The 26,718-nt window shown below is 45.7% G+C and carries 17 protein-coding genes; 3 read left to right on the top strand and 14 right to left on the bottom strand.

The annotated features are described in order from the left end of the window. Window positions 1–597: 597 nt before the first annotated feature. From GC102_RS08165 to GC102_RS08135, 7 genes are all read right to left on the bottom strand, one after another. Entirely contained in the window at window positions 598–2,040 is a 1,443-nt protein-coding gene (locus tag GC102_RS08165) for an alpha/beta hydrolase family protein (protein ID WP_171689045.1), read from the bottom strand. 79 nt (window positions 2,041–2,119) lie between these two features. Then, complete coding sequence (locus GC102_RS08160) at window positions 2,120–2,809, bottom strand: 4'-phosphopantetheinyl transferase family protein (RefSeq protein ID WP_171689044.1); 690 nt, start codon at window positions 2,807–2,809, stop codon at window positions 2,120–2,122. Between the two features lie 15 nt (window positions 2,810–2,824). Beyond that, window positions 2,825–4,027, bottom strand: a complete 1,203-nt coding sequence (locus GC102_RS08155; RefSeq protein WP_171689043.1) for an ABC transporter permease — start codon at window positions 4,025–4,027, stop codon at window positions 2,825–2,827. After that, the gene (locus GC102_RS08150; protein WP_171689042.1) at window positions 4,027–4,713 is read right to left on the bottom strand and encodes an ABC transporter ATP-binding protein; all 687 of its coding nucleotides are present in this window, start codon (window positions 4,711–4,713) and stop codon (window positions 4,027–4,029) included. The genes GC102_RS08155 and GC102_RS08150 overlap by 1 nt, the downstream gene beginning before the upstream one ends. Next, window positions 4,710–5,819 (bottom strand): efflux RND transporter periplasmic adaptor subunit, encoded by a 1,110-nt coding sequence (locus GC102_RS08145; protein ID WP_171689041.1) that lies wholly within the window; start codon window positions 5,817–5,819, stop codon window positions 4,710–4,712. The genes GC102_RS08150 and GC102_RS08145 overlap by 4 nt, the downstream gene beginning before the upstream one ends. A 254-nt stretch (window positions 5,820–6,073) precedes the next feature. Continuing rightward, window positions 6,074–8,182 carry a hypothetical protein gene (locus tag GC102_RS08140; RefSeq protein ID WP_171689040.1) on the bottom strand — a complete coding sequence of 703 codons (2,109 nt, stop codon included), beginning with the start codon at window positions 8,180–8,182 and terminating at the stop codon, window positions 6,074–6,076. Window positions 8,183–8,368: 186 nt separating this feature from the next. Continuing rightward, window positions 8,369–8,539 carry a hypothetical protein gene (locus GC102_RS08135; protein ID WP_171689039.1) on the bottom strand — a complete coding sequence of 57 codons (171 nt, stop codon included), beginning with the start codon at window positions 8,537–8,539 and terminating at the stop codon, window positions 8,369–8,371. Window positions 8,540–8,731: 192 nt separating this feature from the next. Here GC102_RS08135 and GC102_RS08130 point away from each other — a divergent pair, with 192 nt between their 5' ends. Beyond that, window positions 8,732–11,215 carry a beta-propeller domain-containing protein gene (locus GC102_RS08130; protein ID WP_246320793.1) on the top strand — a complete coding sequence of 828 codons (2,484 nt, stop codon included), beginning with the start codon at window positions 8,732–8,734 and terminating at the stop codon, window positions 11,213–11,215. Window positions 11,216–11,278: 63 nt separating this feature from the next. Here GC102_RS08130 and GC102_RS08125 read toward each other — a convergent pair whose 3' ends face one another. The 3 genes from GC102_RS08125 to GC102_RS08115 form a co-directional block, all read right to left on the bottom strand. Then, on the bottom strand, window positions 11,279–12,508 hold the full coding sequence (locus tag GC102_RS08125) for an MFS transporter (protein WP_171689038.1): 1,230 nt from the start codon (window positions 12,506–12,508) through the stop codon (window positions 11,279–11,281). A gap of 308 nt (window positions 12,509–12,816) precedes the next feature. Beyond that, the gene (locus tag GC102_RS08120; RefSeq protein WP_171689037.1) at window positions 12,817–13,125 is read right to left on the bottom strand and encodes a hypothetical protein; all 309 of its coding nucleotides are present in this window, start codon (window positions 13,123–13,125) and stop codon (window positions 12,817–12,819) included. A 119-nt stretch (window positions 13,126–13,244) separates the two neighbouring features. Further along, window positions 13,245–16,295, bottom strand: coding sequence for a glycosyl hydrolase (locus GC102_RS08115; RefSeq protein ID WP_171689036.1), 3,051 nt, complete (start codon window positions 16,293–16,295; stop codon window positions 13,245–13,247). A gap of 317 nt (window positions 16,296–16,612) precedes the next feature. On the opposite strand from GC102_RS08115, the gene GC102_RS08110 reads away from it, so the two are divergent. Next, complete coding sequence (locus GC102_RS08110; protein ID WP_216627981.1) at window positions 16,613–16,894, top strand: ABC transporter permease family protein; 282 nt, start codon at window positions 16,613–16,615, stop codon at window positions 16,892–16,894. A 202-nt stretch (window positions 16,895–17,096) separates the two neighbouring features. Here the strand turns inward: GC102_RS08110 and GC102_RS08105 are convergent, their stop codons facing one another. Further along, window positions 17,097–17,564 (bottom strand): NanQ anomerase/TabA/YiaL family protein, encoded by a 468-nt coding sequence (locus tag GC102_RS08105; RefSeq protein WP_171689035.1) that lies wholly within the window; start codon window positions 17,562–17,564, stop codon window positions 17,097–17,099. A 12-nt stretch (window positions 17,565–17,576) separates the two neighbouring features. Continuing rightward, complete coding sequence (locus tag GC102_RS08100; protein WP_171689034.1) at window positions 17,577–18,542, bottom strand: N-acetylneuraminate lyase; 966 nt, start codon at window positions 18,540–18,542, stop codon at window positions 17,577–17,579. Between the two features lie 132 nt (window positions 18,543–18,674). Between GC102_RS08100 and GC102_RS08095 the strand changes: the two genes are divergently transcribed. Further along, a complete protein-coding gene (locus tag GC102_RS08095; RefSeq protein ID WP_171689033.1) occupies window positions 18,675–19,574 on the top strand; it encodes an AraC family transcriptional regulator in 900 nt (299 codons plus the stop codon). Window positions 19,575–19,593: 19 nt separating this feature from the next. On the opposite strand, the gene GC102_RS08090 is transcribed toward GC102_RS08095, so the two are convergent. After that, the gene (locus GC102_RS08090; RefSeq protein WP_171689032.1) at window positions 19,594–21,453 is read right to left on the bottom strand and encodes a glycoside hydrolase family protein; all 1,860 of its coding nucleotides are present in this window, start codon (window positions 21,451–21,453) and stop codon (window positions 19,594–19,596) included. A gap of 93 nt (window positions 21,454–21,546) precedes the next feature. Then, the gene (locus GC102_RS08085) at window positions 21,547–26,625 is read right to left on the bottom strand and encodes a CBM96 family carbohydrate-binding protein (protein ID WP_171689031.1); all 5,079 of its coding nucleotides are present in this window, start codon (window positions 26,623–26,625) and stop codon (window positions 21,547–21,549) included. Window positions 26,626–26,718: the final 93 nt, after the last annotated feature.

Here is a 26,718-nt window from a genome sequence, read left to right as displayed (position 1 = left end):
TTGTACAACAATTCGAACCCATTTATCGCGAAATGGCCTGTATGGGGCTAAATTGTTGTACATTCTGCAACATCGGAGGGATATGAGGTGGGATTTAGGCAGAATTGTTGCACTTTATACAACATCATTCGACCGAGAATGTGGATTCTATAAAATAAGGTATCTACGTTCGCGAGCATAGTGGATATGAGCTGCTAATCTAGGTTGACTGGGAACGAGGAGCCTCTATTTCGGCGAAAATGCCGATATGGGGCTGGTACGAGGAACGTAGCGGCGTTATTTTGGTGTTTTCACGGCTTTTACAGCACGAATACTGGAAATAGCGGTCCCTAGTTCCGCGAAAACGGGAAATAAGCGGTTTTGAGCAAAATAAGGTCTCTACGTTCCGCGAGCATCGTGTAGTACTGGGTAGAACAGATAATTCCAATCGATACACCGAAATAAAGCCAGCAGCTACGTTTCCCAAAAAATAGAAAGGGGGGTACCCTCAAGCTCTACCTCGAAACTTATACTTTCTGGCGTATGTGGCAAAAAGACCCGATAGAGGTCACTTTTTTCAAAGTATCCATCTTTCGGGTCACCGTTCACGTTTGCGAATCATTTTTTCTCTACGGTTACTTCCATAAAGGGCGATATCGGTTCATCCAAAATAGTAGATGCCTTTTGATTCAAATATTTATCGAAAAATGCGAGCACGTAGCTATTAATGATATGCCGTGCCTGCATGGGGGACAATTTCAAGCCATCCATGAGGCGAAGCCCGGGGGACCATAAATAATAGTCCGTAAAGCTCATATGCTTGATCCCACGGATGGTTACCGCATATCCGCCACCGTTTCCGAACAAGACGCGATTTCGAATCGGTATCTCCGTCTTATATTTGTCGTATGCTTGTTTGGTAACCCCGATCTTTGCCAATTGCTGTTCGGTCGGTTCCACATCCTTGTTCGACTCTACAACCTCCGTCTTCATCTGCATGAAGGGTTGTTTTAGGCCGTTTACAATGGTTTTGCCGAAAGGAGTTCCATCCATGTTGATGCCGGCTTTTAGCCGTTGATCCGCATAGAGCGTTTGGATCGTTGCCGCCCCTCCAAAGGAATGGCCCAGCATGCCGATTTTATCCACGTTTATTTTTCCGGTTAGCAGACCCTGCGGATCTTGTTGATTCAGCTTTTCGAATTGGTCCAGTACAAACTGAGCATCCTTCACCCAGACTTCGATCATTCGATCCCAGCCGTCAATGTCGATTACGGCAGGAAGCTTTTTCGTCTTGGGAGCGATGCGCTGATCAGGAAACACCGTCGTCATGGCATAGTAGGGATGCTGAATGGCGGCAACCAGATAACCGTTGCTTGCCAGTTCCTCCATTTGAGACGTGCTCGTAAACCGCGTACCTGGCAGTCCGTGCGAGAACACAATGAGCGGATATTGGGATTGTTTTACAGCGAGAGGTGGCATCACATAAGAGTTTGTTTTTACATAGCGCAAATAGTGGAAAATGAATGCAGGGATTTTGTATTCCTGCTGCATCGCTTGCCCAAACTGACGATACTCAGGTATATAAAGTGCCTTAGATGAGGCTTGATCGATTTGAGCAGGATACCACAATTGAACAAGAAGCTCTCGCCGATCATTGGGGGTGTCCGTTAATATTTCCTCTCTTGACGCATCGGTCCAATGATAGGTGACTGTCCCTACCGAATAAGGACCGGATGGAGAGTCGATTTTTAATACGGGAAGTAGGATAGGCAGTATTGCAGAAACAGCCAATAAGAACGGCAGCAGGAAGCTCCGAATTGAATGGGACTGCTTACTTCGCTCTTTACGGCGTCTAGTCTTTACAAACAAATACAGTAAATAGCCTGCTGTCAGAGCATAGAGCGGAACCATTTGCCATCTGTAGCCTTCGAAAATAAAATGAAACAGGGCAATACCAATAGCCAAGCAGCCTGTTACGCCAACCGCTTTTCGCCAAAACCATCTATCAACGATCCATAGCATTACATTGCCTACAAGCATCATGATCTCGAATATTCGCATGGAGCCCTCCCTTCCAGTCATCTTTACCATTATGTTCCAAATACGCACATGATATAAGAATTCGGATAGGATTGGTAATTTATGTCTCGAGCAAGTCGACGTCAATTTGAATGACTTTAACAGGAAAATGCCCGGATATCGCACATAGGGATAGTTTATAGGCCGGATCAATCTCATATTGTTTAAAATGATATTTCGTTATTTCGTCTCCGGCGATCAGCTGAATATCCGAACCTTGCTTGTTGATGCTGAACGAATCCAGAGAGAGGCTAAGCCCTCTCCCATCTGCTTTGATTAAGCTTTCCTTTAACGTCCAGATGTCAAAAAAATAGGCCAAACGATGCGAGGAGGGCAAAGTCATCAATTGCTCGTACTCCGAAGCGGAAAAATATTGACGGGCGATTTGCATATCAATCGAGTGAATCTTCTCAACATCGATTCCCACAGCATCTGAATCAATGGCGCAGACGACCCAGTCTCCAGCATGTGAAGCATTGAAGTAGACGGAATCTGTGCCGTCAAGGTGGGGTTTACCATAGGCATTCATGCCAAAACGAATCTTATGCCGAGGCAGCTTCGTCATCGTGCCAATCGCATACTTGACCAACAACTCCCCCACCAACGAACGAACAGCATCATCATATTTCAACATCCGCCGGACCTTGCTTTGTTTCTCCAGCGATAATTGATGAAACATCCGGTCAAACTTCTGTCTATCCAGTTCTTCCGATAGATGCACAGCAAAAACCTGCATCGTGAGCAGATACACACCCTCCTACTTCGCTTATTCGTATCTTAATGATTCAATAGGCTGCATGTTGGCCGCCTTTTTAGCGGGATACCAGCCAAAGAACAGACCTACAGCCGTAGAAAAGCCAAAAGCGATCGCGATCGTCCACCCTGACAAAATGAATTGCCATTTGGTGATCAGCGAAAAGGCAAACGAACCTAGTACGCCGATTGAAATACCAACAACCCCGCCAAGAAAGCAAAGAATGATTGCCTCCATCATAAACTGCTGCAAGATCAGCCCTGGCGTAGCTCCAATTGCTTTGCGGGTACCGATTTCCCTCGTGCGCTCCGTAACGGACACTAGCATAATATTCATGACGCCGACACCGCCGACTAACAAGGAAATGCCTGCAATAGAACCTATCAGAATCTGCATGACATTAAATACAACATCAAGGTTTCGCTGGAAATCCTCTACCTTCTGAACTTCATAATCACCGCTCTCTGCGTTATGTGCTTTGGCTAAATGGCTCGTTATCACTTTTCCGGCCTTATCCTTTTGCATGGGATCCGCGGTGTTTGCAATCACCATCAGTGAATCCAGTTCATTGTTAGTGCCCTCTTTGAGCAAAGGCAAGGAATCATAAGGCATATAAGCCGAATAATTATTACCATCCAGCCCTGATAAAATCGATTTATCGGACTTGTACACTCCAACGATCTCGTATTTATTTCCATCCAACGTGATCTTTCGGTTTACAGCCTGTTCTGCGGATCCAAACTGTTTGATTGCATAGTCCGATTCTACGACGATCACCTTTTGGCGCGACTTTTGTTCGCTTACGGTAAAAAATCGGCCCGATTCCGTTTTCAAGTTCATAAATTTGACGATGTCCGCAAACGTGCCTGTCACGTTAAAATTGATCACCGTGTCCCCCGATTTGGAAGACATGGTCATGGCTAATGAGCCTGAAGCAGCTTGAACGCCTTCTAGCCTGCTCACCTGCTTTAAATCCGTCATCGTTATTTGGATCTTATCGGCTTTGGTCGCGGTAGTGGACGGCGTTACGAAGAAAACGCCTGGAGAATATTTGGCGAGCTCGGATACGACGGAGCCTTTGCCAATTTGGCCGATGGATACAACCAAGACGACAGATGCAACACCGACGATAATGCCGATCATCGTAAGCAAAGAACGGAGTTTGTTCACTCTCAAGCTGTCCAAGGAAATCAATAGATTTTTCCATATACTCACTATCGCTCACTTCCCTTTCGGCGATCTTCGATGATTTCCCCATCTCCGAAGCGGAGTATGCGTTTGGCATGCTCGGCAATGTCCATTTCATGGGTAATGACAATCACCGTAGATCCTTCATCGTTCAGCTGAGTGAATAGCGCCATAATCTCATGAGACGACTTTTGATCCAAGTTACCTGTCGGCTCATCGGCCAGTAGTATGGCTGGATTCATCGTCAACGCTCTCGCTATCGCGACACGCTGCTTTTGTCCGCCGGACAATTCGCTCGGGCGGTGATGAACGCGCCCTCCCAAACCGACTTTCTCCAGCAAGCTGCTTGCCCGTTCCGTACGAACCGAAGATGCAATGCCTCCGTACAGCATCGGGAGCTCCACATTGCTCTGAACCGTTTGCCTGGCGAGCAGGTTGAAATTTTGGAACACGAACCCAATCTTCTTATTCCGAACCTTGGCTAATTCTTTTTCCGTCAACGATTGGACTTCTTGACTATCCAACTTATAGGTACCCCCACTTGGAATATCCAAGCAACCCAAAATGTTCATAAGCGTCGATTTGCCAGATCCCGAAGGTCCGATGATCGCTACGTAATCCCCTTTCTCGATCGTCAGATTCGTCGGTTTAAGGGCTTGAACTTCCAAGGCGCCGTTGCGATAAACTTTATGAATTCCCTCCAATGCGATCATTTGATTACCACCTGCACGCCTTCTTTCACGTCAGCGGAAGGTCCTTCAATAATCTGATCACCCGATTGCAGTCCTTCGAGAACTTCGATAAATTCGTCGTTTTCTTCCCCAAGCTTAACGTTCGTTCGAACAGCTTTATTATCAACAACCTTAAATACGTAAGACTGTTGACCATCCCGCTTTACAGCGCTAAGAGGCACGATATGGTGAGCAGCGTTCTCGATGGTTATTTGAACGGTCGCTTTATATCCGGGACGAAGCTCTACATCCGACTGTTCGAGATCGACCCTGAACTCAACGACTGACTCCTTGGCATCCAGCTCGGATGTGACGGCAACCGGTGATATATAGGAAATGCTTCCTGCATAGGTATTCGTGAATGCGTCGCCCGATACCTTAACCTTCATCCCTACTTTAGCTAAGTTGGCATCGTTTTCCGCCAAGTTCGCTTTGATCTGTAATTGAGACACGTTTGTAATCATAAATGATGATGTTCCCAACGTGATCTCTTGTCCTTCTTTGATGGAAATCCCAGTCACGATACCGTCGATATCAGCAAGTAATTGATTCTTTTCAAGCTTTTTCTGGATGTCATCGATATTGGACTCTGCGTCTTGAATTTTTAGATCGTACAATTTCGCATCAACAGCACTATTGTCGTCAAAGGATTCCAAACTCACAGCTGAGCCAGTTTCGCTCATTTCTTTTTTCACCGTTTCCAACGTTTGCTTTCTCACTTTTTCCTGATCTTTCAGAAACTTCTCCTTCTCAGCGAGATTCAATTGAAGTTGATGCCTCTCTTGTTTCAGCTTCGCATTCAAATCCGTCGTGGATAACGTAAGCAGCTCCTGACCTTTTTTGACAGGATCGCCTTTTTTGACGTGAATTTTCTCAATGATACCACCGGAGGTTACAAATTGTTCCTTGATGACTTTTGACTCAATCTTACCGTTCGCGAATACTTCTTTCGTTATATTCCCTTCTTTCGTTGTGGAGACTTTTACGGCAACCGCCGTACTTCCTTTTGAGGTTAAAACACCTGTAACTAGTACGGCAACAACCACTAGGACGACAACCAATACTCCCCAAAGCACTTTTCTCAACACGATCATTCTCTCCCCATTCTTTAGGTATCTAAATGTATGCTTTTGTGCCAAAAAGCACTAAAGTTTCTTGACACAAAAGCATGAGATGAATAGTTGAAACCCTTCTTGAAGGAGTGGAACAATCACAGATGGATGACTAGAAGGATGAATCATGATTATATTAACCTTGTTATGTTTTCTGTGTGTTATTTCCAAATAAAGGTTTTATTGAGATAAATGCGAAGTCCTGACGCTCCGATCAAATGCTCCCCACTTTAATCCGTTGTAATGAACCAGTCCGCCTTTTGGGTTGCCAATAGTTTTCTTTGCCCTTGAAATTCATCATATAAACTAAGCTTATACTGCTTCAAGAAAGAAGATTTGAATATCAAATCGGCATCTGTTACTTGTATTTTAAAGTTTTCATGTTTGCCGATTTTCAGCTTCGTCCCCACTGTTTTGGGCGTTTCACCTTCGACTGGATCGAAATCCTTCATCTCGAACGACTTCTCAAACGACTTTTCTCCACCACCATCTTCAAACACAAGTACCAGCTTGTGTCCGTCTACATTCGTTTCTAGATAGCCTTCGCGGCTGATTTCATAATTGAATTTAAGGGTAAACGTGCTGTTTTCGACCATTGATCCAAATTGATAGAGTGAAATCTGATAAGGGTATACGATAACGTTCTTCAGTGAGTCCTTCACATCAGCCTTTACTTCAGGAAGCATGAACGCCACGGGTTTCACGTAAGAATCGGGTTTGCCGCCGCTTTCAGTCAGCTTTCCTTCCGTTACGGACTCACCAATAATTAAGTGCATGTTTTCCGTCGAAAACCCTTTAGGGAGCGAAGCCGATACGTTCAGCAGTGCAGTGCCATTCGGACTTACTTTATTTTTGACTTCGGCAACCGAAGCTGGAAGCACCGTTCCGTCAGCTGCCCTGAAATGAGCGACTAGCTTTGTGGGCGCCGTATATCTTTTTTCCATATTTGTCGCTTCTACTTGTGCGATAACCAATGAGCTTGTCTGGCTTGTATAGCGATTAAGGCTGCGGATCTTAAAGTTGGTTTTTCTACCCGCATCGTCAAGGGTATACGGCTGATCCAAACTGTGGAAGGGAATCGCCAGCAGCTCGGATTGACTGGTAAACTCAACCACATCCGTTGTGACCGTGTCGCTTTCTTTCTCCTGAAGCACCAACTTCATTCGCGAATATTTAGATGTATAAGGAATTTTACCTACCATTTGTAAATTTAATGACGAATCGGATGCTATACCGACTGCACTCGCCGTTTGCACGACATTGGCTTCGATTTTAACCGCATCGTCTAGAAGAAAGTATCCGGTCAAATTCGGTATGGACAGCGTATCCGGACCTTTATTGCTTAAGGTAATATCTGCGCTCACTAGATCCTGATCTTCCCATGGGAGCCGGTATAAAGCATTCATTTCAGCCGTATAAACGCCGGATTTGCTTGTGAAAGAGTAGGCTTTGCCGATGGAACCGCCTTGATTCAAGGTTGCGGCAGGAAGCTGAAATGCGGCCACAGGCAGGTTGATTTTCAAATCGGTGGCAGTCTCCGTTATGACAAGCTCCCAATGATCCGAAGAAACGGCAATCGGAATCGTTCCGGATAACTGGATTTCTTTGCTTTCTTTCGGTTTGATAGCTAAATCTTTGAGTCCTTTCGTTTCCAAAGGATACAGAAGTCCTTCCGCTGTGCGAATCGAAAATAGGTAGGCCGGAATTGTAATCGCGTTTGAACCGACATTCTCTAGTGTTAAATAAACGGTAGGCACATGATATTTTTCGTTTTTGTTGCTGACGAGCTTCTTGATCGAAGCTTTTATGTCCGTTTCTCCGACTCGAAGGATCGATCCCTCTTGGGATGGGGTCACATCCGTGTAAGTATCGGGTACGGAGACTTCACCGAGCACTCTTTCGAATTTTGTCCGGTTTAAATCCCAATTCATAAACTCTACAACCAAATCTTGAAGCTGCGTGTTTTCATTCACGTTTGCATAATAAGTCATGTCCACACTCGAGCCTGGAGCAACGTAAGTCTTGTCTTTATCAGAAGGAAGTGAACGTGCGGAGAATTGGCTGCCTGATTTGTTTTTTAAGCGGATCCAATAATCGATCACTTTTAATGCGCTGCTGCCTCCATTGTGAATCGATATTTGGATGACAGCCAGCTTACTGTTCTGAGATGTCGTCAAATGAATTTGCTTTAATTCAAAGTAACTTTGTTCCGAAATGGAGACCTTTCCAATGATCGCGGATTCCTCCCCATTGGCAATAGCGGGTGTTACAGTGCTTAGAGTGAGCGAAATGGAAAATGCCAATGCTGCCAGTTTCATGATAGGCGACTTCATAATCATTATTTCATCCTTTCTCCAATTCAGGGATTTTTTGAAAGTATTCGTTGCAAATAGCTATAATCCTCTGGCTTCATAATTACTTCATTTTTAGCCAGCGAACTCAGGCGGAAGAATTAAAAAAGGAGCAACTGCGAAAGCGTGCTCCATGACTATGGTTACCTGGAATTTATAAGTAAATCTTGAATATTACCGGACTAAGCCAACTCTATTGATAAAAGGAGGTTGCAATTTCATCAACCAACTTGTTTCGTTTTCTTTTTTTACTTTCGCTAAATCCCATTCCATCGGCACGGATTGTTCTATTTCCGCTTTTCTTTGAGCCATCATTTTTTCCAAAGCATACATGTTGATATCCATAAGTTTTCTCCCTTCGTGACTGATTCCTATGATTAGTTTAATTTTTTTTTATTTACACGGTATTAAATACAAATAGATTAATTGTAAATGCCATTTCCATCATTCCTTGTAAATTGCTGGTTTGGATAACAAATAAAAATATTTTTGAATCGCTGAAACAAATCTGAAAGCTCATCCGTTAAGAGGATATAGATGAAAATAATGGAAATCCCCAAAACTTATGAAAAGAAAAGGATGAAGAAGATGAAGAAGATGAAGAAAAAAGGTTTGGTCGCCGGCCTCTTGCTTTCCGCTACGATCTTAACGTCCGCCTTTGTCCCCGTTACCACTAACGCCGATCAGGCACCAGTGGTCCGGTTTGAGGGCCAGCCGATCGCATTCTCGCTGCAGCCTAAATTAATAGACGGTATTTTAATGGCGTCTGTTCGGGATCTAGCAAAGGTTTTAAGCATGGAAGTGACATGGAATGAGGCAGAACGGCTTGCGGTTGTTACTGGTAACGGGTTCGAGCTGAAGCTGCCATTGAATTCGGATTATGCCTACGTGAACGGTAAAGCAAACACCATTTACGGCAGCACGCAAATGGTAGATGGTTCTATGTACGTTCCGCTACGCTTCTTTATGGAAAGCGCAAATCATGTTGTTCGCTGGGATTCGGCAACTAGCTCAGTGAACGTCACGAAGCAAGCTGACAGCTTGCCGGTAGTCGGTACCTATGACCACTTGGTCACACTTTTAACGCAGAATGAAAATAATGGGTACGCCAGAGTTAGTCTAACAACCAAACAAATGAAATCTGAAACCACCTCAGGTAACGCTATGGTTCCAACAAGCGACAGTGTTTCTGTTGTGGTCCAAGATTCGGCCAGGGCAGCAGCACCCGACTACTCCGGCACGAACGTGCAAGTACAAGGCGTGGATGAATCCGATGTCGTCAAGACAGATGGAACGTACATTTATACAGTAAACAAGCAGCGTATCGTAGTCACTCAAGCTTATCCCGCCGACCAGATGAAAGTGCTGAGCATTCTTGATTTCCCGGGAAATCAAGACACTCAGTTCCAGCCAAGTGAAATCTATGTGGACGACATTCATCTGATCGTACTTGGTAATTCTTATCAGAGCTATAAACCGATCCCATATAATGGGTCAGGTAGCGTCACAGAGAAGAAAATGATCCTCCCTATGCCTATGAGATCCCAGGGTAACGCAAAGGTCATGGTTTACGACCTCACTGACCGGAGCAGCCTGAAGCTTCTGAAGGAAGCTGAGCTTGAAGGAAACTACGTTTCTTCCCGCAAAATCGGATCGTCGCTCTATTTTATCTCCAATAAGTACGTGAATTACTACCAATACCGGGAAATGGCGGATAAAGAAGAATCGAAGACAGGGCTAGCTCCTGCTTATCGAGATTCGGCGGTAGGCGATTCCTTTACCTCTATTCCGCTTGATCAGGTCTATTACTTGCCGAAAGCCCTGGATCCTAACTATGTTCTCATCGGAGGCATCAACCTGAATGAATTGAAGCAGACGATGAATGTCACTTCTTACCTCGGCTCAGGCCAGAACGTGTACGCATCCGAAGAGAACTTGTATATGGCCGTGACGAATTATGAGCAGATGCGGATTCAACCAATCAGGATGCCTGCTGGTGATTCTGCACAAGGCATAAGAGTCGGTGAGCCAAACGATGCCAGCCAGCCTTATGAGCTTCCTAAGCAGGAAACGATCATTTATCAATTCGGGCTAAACGCAGGTAAAGCAGAGTACAAGAATACAGGTAAGGTGCCAGGACGCTTACTCAATCAATTTTCCATGGATGAGCATAACGGCTACTTCCGTCTTGCTACAACAACAGGCGAAGTAGGACGGACAGATGAGGGGACTTCGAAGAACCATGTTTTCATACTTGACACGAACCTGAAAGAGAAAGGCAAGATCGAAAACATCGCGCCAGGAGAGCGGATTTATTCCACCCGCTTCATGGGCGACCGAGCTTACATGGTTACTTTTAAAAACACCGATCCGCTATTCGTCATGGATTTAAAGGATCCCGCTGAGCCGAAATTGTTAGGTGCATTGAAGATTCCTGGCTACAGCGATTATCTGCATCCTTATGACGAAAACCACATTATTGGCTTCGGGAAAGATACGATCGAGGTCGACAACAAAAATCCGAATGGACCGCAGTCTATTGCCTATTACCAAGGCATGAAGGTGGCGCTGTTCGATGTAACCGATGTGAATAATCCGAAGGAGAAATTTAAGGAACTAATCGGGGACCGAGGTACGGATTCCGAGCTGCTGCACAATCACCGTGCCTTGCTCTTTAACAAGGAAAAAAATCTACTTTCTTTCCCAGTTAACGTAATGAAAATCGACCCGAATCAGACGACAAACAATCCGAAGGTGCCTGCTAGCACATACGGCAAGTTTGCTTTCCAAGGCGCGTACGTCTACAACCTTGATTTGGAAAAAGGCTTCCAGTTTCGTGGCGGCATAACCCATCTTACTCAGGAAGATCTGCAAAAAGCCGGACAATACGTTTATGCCGGCGATAAACAGGTACAACGTGTTCTCTATATCGGTGACACGCTGTACACCGTCTCGAACGGATTAATCAAAGCGAACGCTCTCAGCACTTTGCAGGAAAAGAACTCGGTGGTCATTCCTTAGTCCTTTTCATGACGAATAAAACCCCGATTCCTACAAGGATCGGGGCTTGTTCGTGCTCTAGATTCATTTATTTCCAACAACCGTGTCTCCAATGCTCGGTTGCCGGACGTCCATTGATTTTCGTTTGGCAATGAACAACGTCAAGATCCCGCTTGATATTGTAATAATGGCGAGTGTCAATAAAAATGTAGAGATCCCGAACCAATCGAGACAGGCGCCGGTCGCAAGCAGCGAAATCTGAAACATGACGCGGTCAAGCATGCCTCGAAATGAGAAAAAGCGGCCTTGTGCTTCTTTCGGCACTTTGATTTGGAAGAGTGTCGATACCATCGGAAAGAAAAAAGCGACAGCACAACCAAACAAAACAAAGGAACCAAGAACCGCATAGCTGCTTTCACTGAAGGACATTCCTGCAAAAGAAAGCGCAAATAATAACATAAACAGCGTAGAGCTGGTTACCAGATTACGCATGCCGATCGCACGCTTCGCGAATAAACCTGCAATCAAAATGCTCGTGCCTTCCAAAGAATAGATCCAGCCCATCAGTTCAGGTTTATGCTGAATTTGACTAAACTTCAGTACAAGCAAATTAAAACCGCCTAGAAACAAGGTAATAACTCCGCTATTGATAAGTGCGATGAATATAGACGGTTCTGCCCGAATGAGTGGAAACAACTCCGTAAAGCGGATTTTCTCCTGCTTTCTTGCAGCGGAATCCGCAGTATTGGGAATCCTCAATTGTGTAATAAGCATCACGAGGATGACATAAAAAGCAAGCGACAGCGCGTAGACCGTGTACAAATTCATCATGGATACCAATATACCTGCTGCAGCAGTGCCGCCGATTCTCGCTATTGTAATCACGTTAAAGTTTAAGCTGTTCGCTTTAAGCAGTTCGGAGGCCGGAACGACGGAAGGCAGCGCTGCTTGTACGGTAGGCATATAAACAGTAGCCGCTACTTGCATGATGACGACGGACAACAGCATAATGGCGACGGATTGGTAGTGAATAGCCGCAAACATAACAATCGGAGCCAGGCAGCGGAAAAGCCCTGATATAAGCAATATTTTTTTCTTATCATAGCGGTCTGCCCACACCCCTGCTTGCGGCGAAATGAGTACACCTAGAAATAAACCGCACATCAAGATCAAGCTCTTGCCTAAATCCGACGGGACGTGGCTTTGCATAAATTGCAAATTAGCAATGATACTTGTCCAAATACCTGCGCCTTGAATGGCTTCTCCGATCATCATGAAAACAAATGTCCGATTCCGAAGTAACGATTGATTCATACCTAATCTCCAATCTATGATGACACTCAGAATCTTCCAATTATAGCACGTATGTTCGTCATCTGTCCATTAGAACACGAGGACGAAGAGGATCTCCGGCCAATGATTAATTTTAAGGCAAATGGGTTCGAATTGTTGTACAAACTAATACAAACTACAACATTGGCAATCGTTCTTCGGTAACCCCTCGAAATTGCTGTATCCACTTTTGTACTCGTTCCCTTTTCCAAGATCATCTCATCGCGCTTCGAGTAAAGAACAATATTGTTGATAAACAACTGTGTATTGGAGACCCATGAATTGATGTCCTACTGTACTCCGGGAAAATCAATGAATTTCGGATTCGTATGGAATTTTTGAACTTTCTCGCTGAGGAAATAAAGCAACTTTTGCCTTTTGATCATGTCAAAATGTTTCTCGTAGCTTTCCATCGTATTATGCAGCATAAGGGTATTGTACTTAACGATTTCCTTCCGCACGTTTTGTTTGGAGACAGCGAAAGAATAAATCGTAAGGGTACTCAAAAGCAAAGTAATACACAAAAAGCCTGCGAGGAGTCGAAGAAACAACGAGGTGGATCGATTCTTGATATAAGGGATCGGATGAAGATTTCTCATGCAGGCTCCGCCTTTCTTTGGATAATACCATTTAATTAGAGGAAGTACTGCCATGTAAAGGCGGTTTTTCGCTTGGTCTGAAAATAATAAAGCCCGCGCTAACGCGGGCTAAGATTCCACTATGCATTTACTATGGGGGCGATCTGATAAATATGAATTTGCCCCATCAAACCATATGGACGAAGGACATATTCGGGTGAATAAGCCTGTCCTGTAGGACGAAAAGACCACCAATCAACCCAAGTTGGATTTGGCCCGGCCTCATGCAAGGGACCAAGTAGATTTCGCGGACTGCCAACAACCTCGATATCAATGGAGTTGATTCCATTTGTGAGTGAGCCCGTAAGTTCTAATCCCCTCGCAGGTCGCCATGGGATTGGCTGCTCATGCTGTCCGTTTACTTTAATAGTTAACGTGACTGCCTCATAAGGACCAAGTTCCAACACGATCCGATTGCCTTCATCAAGATTCACATCAAGGTCGAAGTGGTAGACCATACTTCCGCAATAATGCGGATATCCTTGCAAGCACCAGTCTCCAAACCTTAGACTCGGCGGTTCTTTAACCAGACACCGATTGCTGTCAAGAGCGAAATCGCCGATTAGAAATGCGTCCTCTATCTCCATGTCATGGGTATAATCGCAGCTGATCTCCAGTATATTCTCTCCTTGAAGCAGTAAGGGAAGCTTAAGTTTTGACATACTGCGGTCCAAATACCAGCCCTCCGGCTTATCTGATATTATTTGTCCGTTGAACAGAAAGCGAAACCTCTCCGCTTGCTCGAAAACAATAAACGTTTCCGTTACCGGGATATCCTTCACGTGGAAAGCAAAACGGAAAGTGACTGTCGTGCCGTTATTCTCATGGTTATCATGAATCCAAAAATGTCTCTGAAGATTGCCATTGGCAAAAACCTGTCTCATATGCAGCTTCTCGCGAACGAGTTGTTGAGCTTGCCAAACATTCATCATCTCTGACCATGATTCATCTTTGATCCGGTATTGGCAGGAGTCAAGTACAATCGCGTTAGGAGCTGTCTTCGTGAACCGGGTAACTGGCCCTAAGCTGATCAATGGCTGCAGATTACCCCATTTTCGTTCTGCAGGCAACGTTATCTCTCTAGAACGGGAAATGATATACAATTTGGAATCTGCTTGACCGAAGTGCTCTTGGAAGATGATATCTCCATTGTAAGATTGAACAGGCTTCTCCCAACTTTCACCTGTAAGCGGGTTCCATTCTTCTATCCGTCCACTTCCTTTGATTCGAACTTCTACATCACATCCAGATTCTCGGTCATTATTGACGACAAATAAAACCGTACAGTCCGACAGCTCTCGACGCATGCACAAAAGTTGGTCGGCCTCTTGTCCGTTATGGTCTATTAAGCTAAGCGTACGGCCTGCATAAGATCCCAGTTCTTTCAAAAGCTCATGTTTGGTGTGAAGCTGATGAAATCGTGGGTGCTCAAACAAGGATTGCAACTCAGGCGTTTGTTCTCCATCTATGCACAATGGAACCTCTCCGCATGACAGTACACTTCCTCCAGCGTCCAGGTAAGTGATCAGCAGTTCATACGTCGTTCTAAGCAAGTTATGGAGTCCGGGCAGTACGACAACCTCGTAACTTGCTTGTCCAACGAGTAACCTATCTTTATGTACACTGCCGATCTCCTGCAGGATCAACTCGTCTCCTAGATCAAAATCATAGTGTTCGCCAAGCAGTTGATGGATGAGATCGTTAAATTCCCTATTGTACGCCTTCAATTCTTCGGTATTTCCAGCTTGATTGCGCCATTCGGCCGTGAGAACATCCTGACCAAGTCTAGTCCACACTGAAGTAGCCGGGTGAATCACCAATACGTCTCTGACCACGGATCCTTCACTCAGCACCCCCCCAAGCCGTGCGAAATAGTCTTCCATGACACGGTTATGTTCCCACCAGTTCACATTGTAATTAAAGGAAGGCGGATAGTCTCGTTTACGGCATCCACGAAGTGAATACAGCGCTAAGTGATGAGTCAACAAGTTAACGCCAAGCGCGAACTGCCAGTCCCCGATCCATTTGCGGCTTTCAAACGTCAGCCCCCATCCTGTGACGCCATACGTTTCCGTAATGACCTTTTTCTTCCCATATTGATTCGCAACGCTGGACACTTGCTTGATCGTCAGACTCTCATCCGTTTGCTCGCACAGCGTATCCACTCCGGGAACATCTAGATAACGATAATGAGGCATGATGGCTCCGCAGTGCCGGACCGACCCCACGATATCTCCTTCATCACAGAAATGCCCAGCAAAGGAAAGTCCGTTCACTCCGCACCAATTGCCTATCTGCCTCGTGTAGGCATCGCAAAACATTTCGGTGACGGTCTTCCAGTAGTCATGACGGATCTTCGAGGAGAACGGACCCAAGAAAAAGAAGTAAGGGAGCTTATCCCAAATCTCATAGCCGTTCTTATCTAAGAAAGTTTGGGGCAAGAGATCCGACCAGGATATCCAAGTCAGCTCTGGTTGGTTTAGCTGCTCCTGAAATCCTCGAATGCTTGGTTCATCCGTAAAAATCCCTGGTACGGTATGGCCAAACTCCTCTCCCACGGCTTCCTTATAACGTTCATATGTCGTCTCGATAAATAATCTGGCCGATTCGGGATTCATGTTGTCCGGATAAGTTTCGCCGTGGCACCACTCATTCGACGATGCGATATGACGGCGCATGACCAAGTAAACTTCCTCTTCCCTTAGCAAACTAAAAACTTTTTTCCAATTGCTTATTCTTTTGCAGCTAAGCAACTCATTGCCGAAAATACTCGCTTGGTAGACCGCCTGAATGGTATCGTCTGTTTCATAATCGCGGCAAATCGTTAATGATAATGCTTTAGCCCGCACGGCGTCGCCGCCTAATCGGGGCACCCTACCTCCGCCCATTCCTGAAGAATAGCGGTCTTCATCATATAACCACGCAGAAACGCCTTCCTTCTTCGCTTTTGCAACTGTCTCTTTAATACGTTCTATAAATTCATCACCTAAGTATGGCGTTTCTAGCCCTTCCCTTACATGGATCATAAAGCCGCCCATTCCCTGTTTCTTGAATCCTTCAATTTGTGCGTCCAATTCGTTCTGCGTAAGCATACCGTTCCATGACCAGAACGGCACGGAGCGATGTTCCATAGGAGGCCTCCTAAATTTTTCTCTTAGCAGGTCGTAACCGGTTGGCTCTTTCCTTGTTAACTGGCTATTTTGCAATCCTGACTTTTTCAATTAAATGGCCTCCGTTGTAGAACTGACTCAAAAGATCTTTATTGCTGAGTTCTGCATTGAACCTATAATAGAACTCTTCTTCGAAGGCGTAAATAAGCAGAAACCTATAATGTTTAACTATTTTATGATTTCGTAAAAAAATACCAACTTTCTTAAAAACTACTCATGCCCAATTTTACCTGAGAGGATACTTTTACATTTTCTTATAATAATCAACGAACAAATTCATGCCTCTCAGCAGGCCAGTCGTTGCCGTCGTCACGCTATTTAACGCAGTCAGCCATTGGAACGATTGGTTTACTGGAGCGTTCTTTGTACGGGATGCTGCTTTGCGGCCTTTATCCACAATTCTGCAGGAGATGCTAGCCACGGCTGAAGCTATGCGAGATACGCTCAATCAGGCGGCAGGCACAAACTACGAGCTGCTGGATAAAATCCAAGTGACCGGAAATTCCATGAAAATGGCAACCATCATGATCGTAGCAACTCCTATGCTTAGGAGAGGATGACAACAGATGAAAATATTGAATCCTTATGGACAAACGGGAACTTGGCTGAGAGGGAGTTTTCACAATCATACTTCGAATAGCGATGGCTGGTTCCCTCTCGAAATAGAGCGGTAAAGATTGATTACCATAATTTCCGGAAAGCCAAACATCCTGAACCAAAAGCGGTGTGCGCCGCCATGGCTCAGGATGTGTCCGTTTCGCTTTATAGTAAATCGCGGTGAATCTTAACTACGAGCTTAACCAGATTCACACTCCCTGCCGGATGACAATTCGGACGGTGAATTTCGCCAGGCCAATAGACGGTAAAATCGCCCGGTAGAAGCCGGATTCGTCCTTCGTTCTCAACATGCTCGAATAGTATGTAGTCGCTCTGCTTCAGTTTGTCTTCAACCGCATAGTTCAGATCCGAAGATGAGGCGAAGCCTTGCCACTCTTCCCCTTCTAACACGAGATGGATGTCGGCATAACAGGCATGAGCCTCGGCGAGCTGTTCTTCGAACAGCTTGGTCATCGGTCTCTGCTTCATGACGTACATGTTCTTCCCTTCAAATTCAACCGTAGAACGCATATCGGCTGTGTTCAAATTCATGACGTAATCGAGCGCACGGCGTATGGTTTCACCGTATGGGTATTGGTGATCCCGCTTATGATGGATCGTATCTATAATCATCGCAAAATCCTCCTAATGTCCGATACCTGTACCGCTCCGGTGACGACACAGCACGTCATTCCCTACGTAAAATACCTTGATTTGTTCGCATTCTTTATCGGTAAACCGTTTAAGCGGCTGGCGGACGGCCCATGATGAGATAACTCCCTGCAAGTAAAGCATATATTTCTCATATGGAATGACATCGAATTGGATCATATGGGCGATCACCTCGTTAGCCTCGGATTGCATCGCCTGAAGCGTCGGCATATGAGGTCGTTCTTCCGCCGCAATCAGCTTATACATCTGCGCGAACAAACCGGGCATCATGTTAAACGTGCTGCCGATAGCGCCGTCCGCTCCCGCATAAGCGCCTCCTGAATAGATTTCGTCATGTCCATTGAAGATCAGGAACTCGCTGCCGCATCTCGCCCGAATCTGCTGCATCTCAAACAAATTCAGCGATGTAAATTTCACGCCAATGCATTGCGGATTGCGGCTCATTTGCTCGTAGAACTCCATGGACAGGCTAACCCCCGTCGCTCCGGGGAAATGGTAGATGATCATCGGTAGCGGGACCGCAGCCATAATGGCCTCGTAATGCTCTCGGATTTCTTTCATCGTCACCTTGTAGTAGAATGGAACGACGGCCGATACCGCGTCGACGCCTTGCTTTTCCGCGTGTTTGGCAAGTCTAATCGATTCCAACGTGCTAATGCATCCGACGTGCGCAATAATCGTAACTCGTCCCGCAGCGGTCCGAACCACCGTCTCCAAGACTTGCTCCCGTTCATCGGTTGTCAAAATAAATCCTTCGCCCGTGCTTCCCCCCACATAAAAACCATGGACGCCCTGACCAATTTGATGCTCCACCAAATTTGCCAATGATTTGAAATCGATTGCGCCATCCTCATGCATCGGCGTCAGCAGCGCCGTAAAAATACCGCGAAATGCGGAACGTTTTTCATTTTTTGTTGTCAGTTCATTGTTTGTGGTCATATCGTATTTCCTCCCTTTGCGCCATAGCGCTTGTTCTAGTCGTGATGATTGTATTGTAGCGCTAGGCACAGCGACGTATTTCTCATTTTTTTATAAAAACTCTCATTTCTTTATAAAACTGGCTCCATTATAATGAAGCTACAACGCAAGGGAGGCGAAGGTTCCATGTACCCGCAATACTTGTTCGAATACCCAAATGTCGAAACGGACTTTCCTTTTTATATGAAAAAAAAGAAGTACACCTCGGTCCCTTCCCATCGCCACGACTTTATCGAATTTTCGTTCGTGCTGGAAGGGAAAGGCAAGGAACGTATCAATGGTACCGAGCATGACTTGCAGCCCGGCACCATCGTACTTCTGCTGCCTTATCAGATTCACGAATACGAAGCTGCCCCGGGCGAAACGCTGCTGATGTATATTTGTAATTTCGATATGAAGCTGCTCACTTCGGGCCTGGAATCGGCCTGGGGCGTGAACGAACTTCTGTTTGGCAGCAATAATTCCAGATCGGCGCATATCCGGTTGGAGGACCACGACTTCGAAGAAGGGCTCCAGCTATGGGAACGACTATACCGGGAATACGAATCGTCGAAAGCTTGGAAGCCGATCATGCTGCGAGCGCTGCTGCTCGAAACATTGACACAGTTCGTTCGGGGCGGCGACAAGCCGGACGGAACGCGGATCGAAGATCAGCGCCCCAAAACCGCCAAGAACATTTGGCCTATTGTCCAGTATGTTCACGACCATTATCTTGAACCGTTAACGCTGACATCGTTATCCAAGCAGTTTCAAATGCATCCAGCACAAATCAGCACGCAGTTCGGAAGCGAATTCGGCATCCATTTCGTCGATTTTCTTCATGAGCTTCGGATCCGCCATACCTGCAGCCTGCTCATATCCTCGGAGATGCCGATCTTACAGGTCGCCTTCGAATCCGGCTTCTCTTCATACCCCACGTTCTCGCGCGCTTTTCATCGCATGAAGGGGATGTCGCCGCGTGATTACCGGGAGCAGCAAGGGCGGGAACGCTAATTCTAGAGAGCTCCGGAAATCACTTTAATACTTCCACCGACCGGATGTACTCAACGCTTCCGTCGTAATAATTGCCGATCCGAAAATCGCTGGCATTATTCTGCAAGTTTCTAAAATTCGCATCAGTTATCGTAAATGCTGCTTCCTTCCACGTATTGCTTCCTGTCTTAACAATTTGCAATGGTTTGTATACAGCGTTAAGCGCATTGTACTGGATCAATATGTTGTCGGTTCCGGAATCGTAATACGAAACTTTGATTGTCAACTGTGTATCCCCTGTTCGGGCGAATCCGTCGGATACCTGAAAATAGAAATATTTATTATCGCCTGATATTTTGCGCGCCTCCACACCGCCGATTGTCTCCACTGTTGTATACGATTCTTTAGTTGGATCACTCGATTGAAATTGTTCCATCAACGTGTAGTTATTGACATTTTTAAATATGATTTTCGCGTGGTTGCTTTGTTTCTTCACCGTTACCTTGCTGAAGGATTTCATCCCATTGTTATCTGCATAAATGCGAAAATCGGAATAACTGTTTTGCCTGTTGGCGAATTTAATGTCGTTCAGGGTATATGTTTGGGTTTTCCACCCACCTGTATTGCCTATATACACTTTAGCCATTGTTGTATAGGCTCCCCCTTGCCCATCGTATTGAAGCTGCCATGAGCCGGACCCGCTGTCCAGATATGTCACTTCTATCGTAGCCGTTGTATCGAGCCCCTCATTCGTGTCATAGAGCCACTGATCGTTCAACCGAAAATAAGCATATTTATTGGAGGAAATCTGGATATAAGATCCATAGCTCGTAACTCCGCTATCTGCCGGAGACGTGTTCATAAATAACGTGAGCGCACTTTCCACTTGCGCGCCAAAGAAGCTTTCGGCACCGTTCAACGCTTGAAAATGGTACAAAGCCTTTAACGGTGATAAATCTTTAGCGACAAGACCGAAATTGTCCTCTTTAACATTGCTCGTGTCTGTGTCTCTATAATTGTACCAAAATACTTTGGCGACATTAGGCCATCGTTTATTCATCGCATACACTTGATCCGCGTAGTCAGCTTTTTGGTATTCATTGGTTCCCATCGAAGAATAGCCGGTTTCCGTTATCCAGATAGGCTTGCTTCCCAAGGTCGCACTGTACTTATTTACGATGTCCATCATCCCGTTATATTTACTAACCAGAAGCGGCGATGATCCGTATGCATGGTAATTAATGATGTCAAAATAGTTCCCTGCTCCCTTGCTCATCAACGTATCGAACCATGTTCCGAGACCATAACTTGATAAAGCCAATCCCCCCATTAATACGGTATTGGATGAGTCTGTCGCTTTGACACCGTTATAAGCTTTCTGCAGAAGGGTGTTGTAATCGTCGATACTGCTCTTCCAAAAGGCCGATGAGTCCTGCTCATTCCAAACCTCCCAATAGTTGATTTCCCCTTGATACCTTGTGGTTATAAAATTGACAAAGCTTTCCCAATCCGCCCAATTGGCTGGTTTATACCTGGCTATATCCGGGGAAGGAAGCCCTGGCATAGAGGAAGCCCAAGGTGCTGTATAACATAAAATCCAGACAATATGGACGCCCTTTGCGGTCAATTGATTGACCATATTATCCAAATGATTCAAGTAGGCCGTGTCATACACGCCTTTGGCTGTTTCAATCCTGCCCCATTCCGGGGAAATGCGGATCCACTGAATTTGGGAATCGGCGATTTGATTGATTTCCGTTGTGTAATCCGTCGTGTAGCGTTGCAAGGGGTCATTCACCCCAAAGTAGTCGGCATCGATGGCGTTGGCTTGGTTAAGCGGTAAACCGATGATGCCTACAAGACAAATCATCAAGAAAATCCCTATCTTCCTCAGAAACATATAAAATCCCTCCATTCAATTTGAAAATAAAGTTTGGATCGCCATGTATTAGGAAAGCCCCGGTCAGAATTGCTTCCTAACCGGGGCAGGCCATCATTCTAGCGCGTGGGCAAGTTCAATCAAGATGTCTGCCAACTCGTTCGGAATCCGTTTTCCTTTTTGCGCTGATATCTCGTTCACATAAGCGCCATACTGCGAATGTTCCAGCTTTTTGACAAGTGAGTTGACCACTCCTTTCGATCCTTCTCCGGTTACGAGACGCTCTGTTAATGCCATTAAGCTGTCCCCTGTCACTAGAATCGTGTAGCTTGATGTTTCGATTGTAATGTGGCCTGCCGCATCCTCAGCGGTGGCCAACACCTGGTGTGTGCCTAACCCGAGCGTATAGGCAGGACTATCAACCAGCAGCCCGTTGCAATTGCTGTATACGATGCCTGACACGCTATCTGCAGCCGAGCATGCTATCTTCACGTTCTGATCGACTGTAAATGTGCCAACGCCGGAAATCTGCACAATCGGGGAAGTCTGATCAATTGTGAATATAACCGACTTGGTTTGCTCTACATTTCCTGCAGCATCGATTGAGCGGTATAACAACGTGTGCGCTCCATCTTCTGCAAACCTAAGTTCCTGCGTATATGGCTGCCATGTGGCACCGCCATTTAAACTATACACGGACTCTGTCACACCGGACCGATCATCCGTGGCGCTCAGGTTAACTTTGACATCGGATACATACCAATCGTTATGCTTCGTTCCGGCAAGCGCAGCAACCGTATTCGGCGGGGTATCATCTGAAACGATCCACTGCATGGAACGAAATTTATTAGACAATTTGCCGTCGCCGATCCCGCCTCCCCATTCGATCCAACCTTTCCTACCGTTACCATCATTGTCATTAACCAATAAAGAGAAGCTGATGACCCCGTTCCTTTCCGCTTTGATCGGCGTTAATTCCGACCAAGGAAGCGCCAACTCATAAATCGTTTCGAGCTGATTTTCATCTCTCGTTACGACAAGATCGCCATTGGTCACCAACCCTTTACTTACTCCCGGAGGTGTAATCCAACGATAAATTTGCGGACCGTTTGGCGTTTGGGAAATCCCGTATTCATACCAGCTGCTACTCTCTCCCGGGAGTCCGTTCGAAATTGCGAATTGAAAGCTGTCATTCTTATAAATATCCGCTCCGGTAAAGGGTGCAGACATGGTGTTATCTTTGACCTTTGCTGTGATATACAGACGATTCGAATCGAAGTTAAGCCAAAATTTCCCGCTTAAATCATTTGCGCCTTGATAACCAGTCATCTTGACCGTACCCTTGGACAGGTCGATTGTGGGGGATGCTGCTGCCGTTTCTGGATCGAGCGCTCCATCAACGTTAACCGTCCCTAGCATAATGGGGTTGAATTCAGCCGTGCCTTCATACGTGAACGGATCATAATCATCGAAATAGACCGTCACTTTAAGCGCATTGGTTACCCCTAGACCGTAACCCGTAAGCGGAATATCAAATGTATCTGCGGAACTGGACTGAACCATAGCATGCAATTCCTTCGTTCCCGATTGCGTACCGAACTTCCATTCGACTCTTTTAACTTGCAACCCTTTGGTGGCAGAAAGATTGTTGATCTGAATTTGAAGCGTTTTGCTCATCGTATCTACGTCGGCAAAAATGGGACGAACCTTGACCTCATAGGACTGAAGAGCTGTAACCGAGCTCCTTATCATGCCGATCTTGTCATTCCCTTTCATCAAGTAGCCCTTAACCAAGCGGACTCCGGGTTCATTCAAATTCGAGACGGTCAGCATTTGGGTAACCTTATGACCACCCTCAGCAAATACTGGATATGACTCGCCCTCAACCTTCAAGCTAAATGAATATGGTGCAGATGTTGTATTATCGGTTTCCAATGTCATCTTGATTGGATCCCCAACCCGAGTGGGATCTCCATGCAGAGAAAACGTGGAATCCTTTTCGACTCCGGAAATATGCCCTTTTATAAAATACGGCTCATCGTTTAATGTCACATATACATTCCCATTATGAGGAACATACGTATCTGTATTTCCCATCATATCCGTGATTTGGATCGAATTGGCGGTATGAATAACAGCCGGGACTGACGAACCTACAGCCCACAATGCTCTTATTTGTTCACCGTCCTTTTGGAAAACGTAACTTCGGATGTCAGTATCCGTCGAATCCTTACTTACGAACCGTGCGCCGCCAAGCGCTCTTGACATGGTTGCATAAGCCGCGTAGGCAGGCTTAGGCGTGTAAGCGCCCAGTTTATCATTGGGATTACGGATGATGCCGAAATTATCTTCGTTATAATTGAGCTGAACGCCATCGTTCATAAAATCGTACCACATGATTTTATCGATACCGTTCGCGATTGAAACGACATAACCACGAATCAGGTAATTCGCCTGCTTCTGTTCGTCCACTCCTCGACTGTCCCGTTGTGTCGGCCAGCCTGTCTCGGAGATCCAAATCGGTTTCAGCTGCCCGTTATTGTAGGTTCGAATCAAGTCCTTCAAGCCATTAATTTGACTTTCCAACCGCTCTGGCTCACCGGGATATACATAAGGATGAACGGAAATGACATCCAAATACTGCATGCCCCCAAGCTGGAATACTTTCTCCATCCAATTAAGATCGATAGCCATGACCATGCCCACGACAGGCAAGTCGGGATGCGCAGCCTTGACTGTTTCATACGTTTTTTTCAGCATTGGAAAATAGTTTTCCGGTTTCGAGTCTGCCGGACCGTTTCCTCTGTCCCCGAAGCCTCCGTTGAATTCGTTGAAAACCTCGACGGCATCAAGCTGGCCTTCGTAACGATCCGTGTACGCTTTCACATAATTGGCGAACCCTTCACGGCCCTCATCGGTATAAGGGGTGCTGTTGTTATCGTAAAACGGGTTGTTGAACCCGGAAACAAACGTGAAATCAAAATGATCATCATTCAACTTAGCCATGTAATCATCGGGAGAAGGAGAAAAGGTGTATGAACCCTTTTGCTTTTCAATACTGTTCCATTCTCTGCCGTCCCGAACCATATCGATACCGGCGTATTTCATCATTTTTATCATATTAGCAGCATCTGCCGGCGGGATACGGTGCAGATGGGTCGCCATCCCGAATGGAGAATTCTCACGCCCAGATTGATCTAGGGGAGAAAGCACGGCAAACGGAGTTTTGATGGAAACGGGATCGCTGATGTTCGATTGGACCTTAATTTGTAGAGTGAAATAGCCGAACGTTGTAAAAGGAACCGTCAAAATGGTCTCGCCCTGTGCAACCGGGCTGATCCCCGCAGAAACCTCAGCTCCTTGATAATCATAGACTGTCCATGCTACGTTTGGCCTTGTGGTGATGACCTTAAATTGAATAGCTTCTTGATCGATAAATACATTGCCTGGACGAAGCTGTACCAGTTTGGTGGATGGCAACATCGTTGTCACAAAGGGGCCATCCGTGCTCCATTGATTCAGGTCGTTCACGGCCTCGACCTTAAATGTGTACTTTTGATCGATTTGCAGCCCCGTAACCGTATAAGAGCTTGCAGTACTGGCAACCGTCCCCAAGGCGATGCCGTTTTGATAAATTTTATAACCGGTCACGCCTACAGGGTCCGCCGCAGCCGACCAGTTTAATTGCATGCCCGTTTCGTTGAAATTCGAAATGGTGAGGCTTCCTCCGGACGGCCAATTGGGAGCGTTTGCATTTACGCGATCGGTGGAAAGTTCCAGATATGGACGGTTCACCGTATTTTCCATGCTGTTAATTTGCACAGCATGACCTTGCGCAGCTTGCTCCAAGAACGCGAAACTGACCGTCTGATCCAACGCCTTTTTCCGTTTCACAAAAGCAGTCACATCGATTTCATACCAGCCCGCTGTTTTGCCTACATCAATATTAGCTATGTAAGTATCGGGAATTGGCTTGGTATTCCAAGTTACCGTGTTTGCTTTCCATGCATCATTCTCCATGCCAAAAACTTGGACACCAATCGTCGAATTCTCGGTATCAATGGCATATATCTTTAATTTGGCCGAGGCGATCTCGCTAGCAAAATAATTTAAATCATATTTCATATACGTTTGCCGGTTTAAATTGGCATCTGCATCAAAATTCTTCACGCCTAGCAATGCAGATGTTCCATAGTTATCATTCGCATTCCCTCCGCCCCGGACATAGGTGTCCTCGAGTGGCAGCAAAACCGTCTGTTTAGGGTTCGGCAATGTTCCAGTCACATAGGGCCCGTCGTTACTCCATTGATTCAGGGCATTACCGGCTTCTACCTTGAACGTAACCTTCTGTCCGACCTGCAATCCTGTCACTGTATACGAGGTTACCGATCCGCCAACCGTTCCGATGACATTTCCGTTTTGATAAATGTTATAGCTGGCAACGCTAGCAGGGTCTGCAGCCGCCGACCAGTTCAACTGCAGGCTTGTTGCGCTCACGTTAGAAATGTTGACGGATCCCCCAGACGGCCAATTGGGAGCGCTTGCATTTACGCGATCAGCGGAAATCTCCAAATACGGACGGTTCTCTGTATTCTCCACGCTGTTGATGTTCACAGCATGGCCTTTTGCCGCCTGCTCCAAAAACGCAAAACTTACCGTTTGATCCAATGCCTTTTGCTTTTTCACAAATGCCGTCACATCGATTTCATACCAGCTCGCTATTTTGCCAACATTGATATTGGTTATATAATGTTCGGGAATTGGCTTGGTATTCCAAGTTACCGTGTTTCCTTTCCATGAATCGTCTTCCATGCCGAACAATTGAACGCCGATCGTTGAATTCTCCGTGTCAATGGCATATATCTTTAACTTGGCCGATCCGATCTCACCTGTAAAAGTGCTTAAATCATATTTCATGAAAGCTTGTCGGTTAATATTGATATCTGCATCAAAACTCTTTACACCTAGTGTTGTAGAGGATCCAAAGTTCGTATTCGCGTTCCCTCCACTTCTGACATAGGTGTCTTCGCTCGGATTTATTTGTGAGATTACTGAATCAGATCCTGCAGCTAAAACTGACATTTTATCCTTTGCATAGGGAATAAGAGGGGCAACAAAACCTTGGAGTAAAGCGCCTATCATTGTAGAAACTAAAACCAAGCTTGTTACCTTCAAACACATTTTTTTTATCATTTACTCACCTCATATCGTTATTTTAAAATTTTAGTCAAGCACTTCCCCCGGATGATAGACATCCGGAGAAAGTGCTTGCCAATTTCGTTGCCG

Origin of the sequence: Paenibacillus germinis, assembly GCF_013141785.1 — a bacterium.
In the GTDB taxonomy this organism is placed as follows: domain Bacteria; phylum Bacillota; class Bacilli; order Paenibacillales; family NBRC-103111; genus Paenibacillus_E; species Paenibacillus_E phytorum.
Note: the sequence above shows the minus strand (reverse complement) of the source record. Positions and strands in the feature narration are given on the sequence as shown.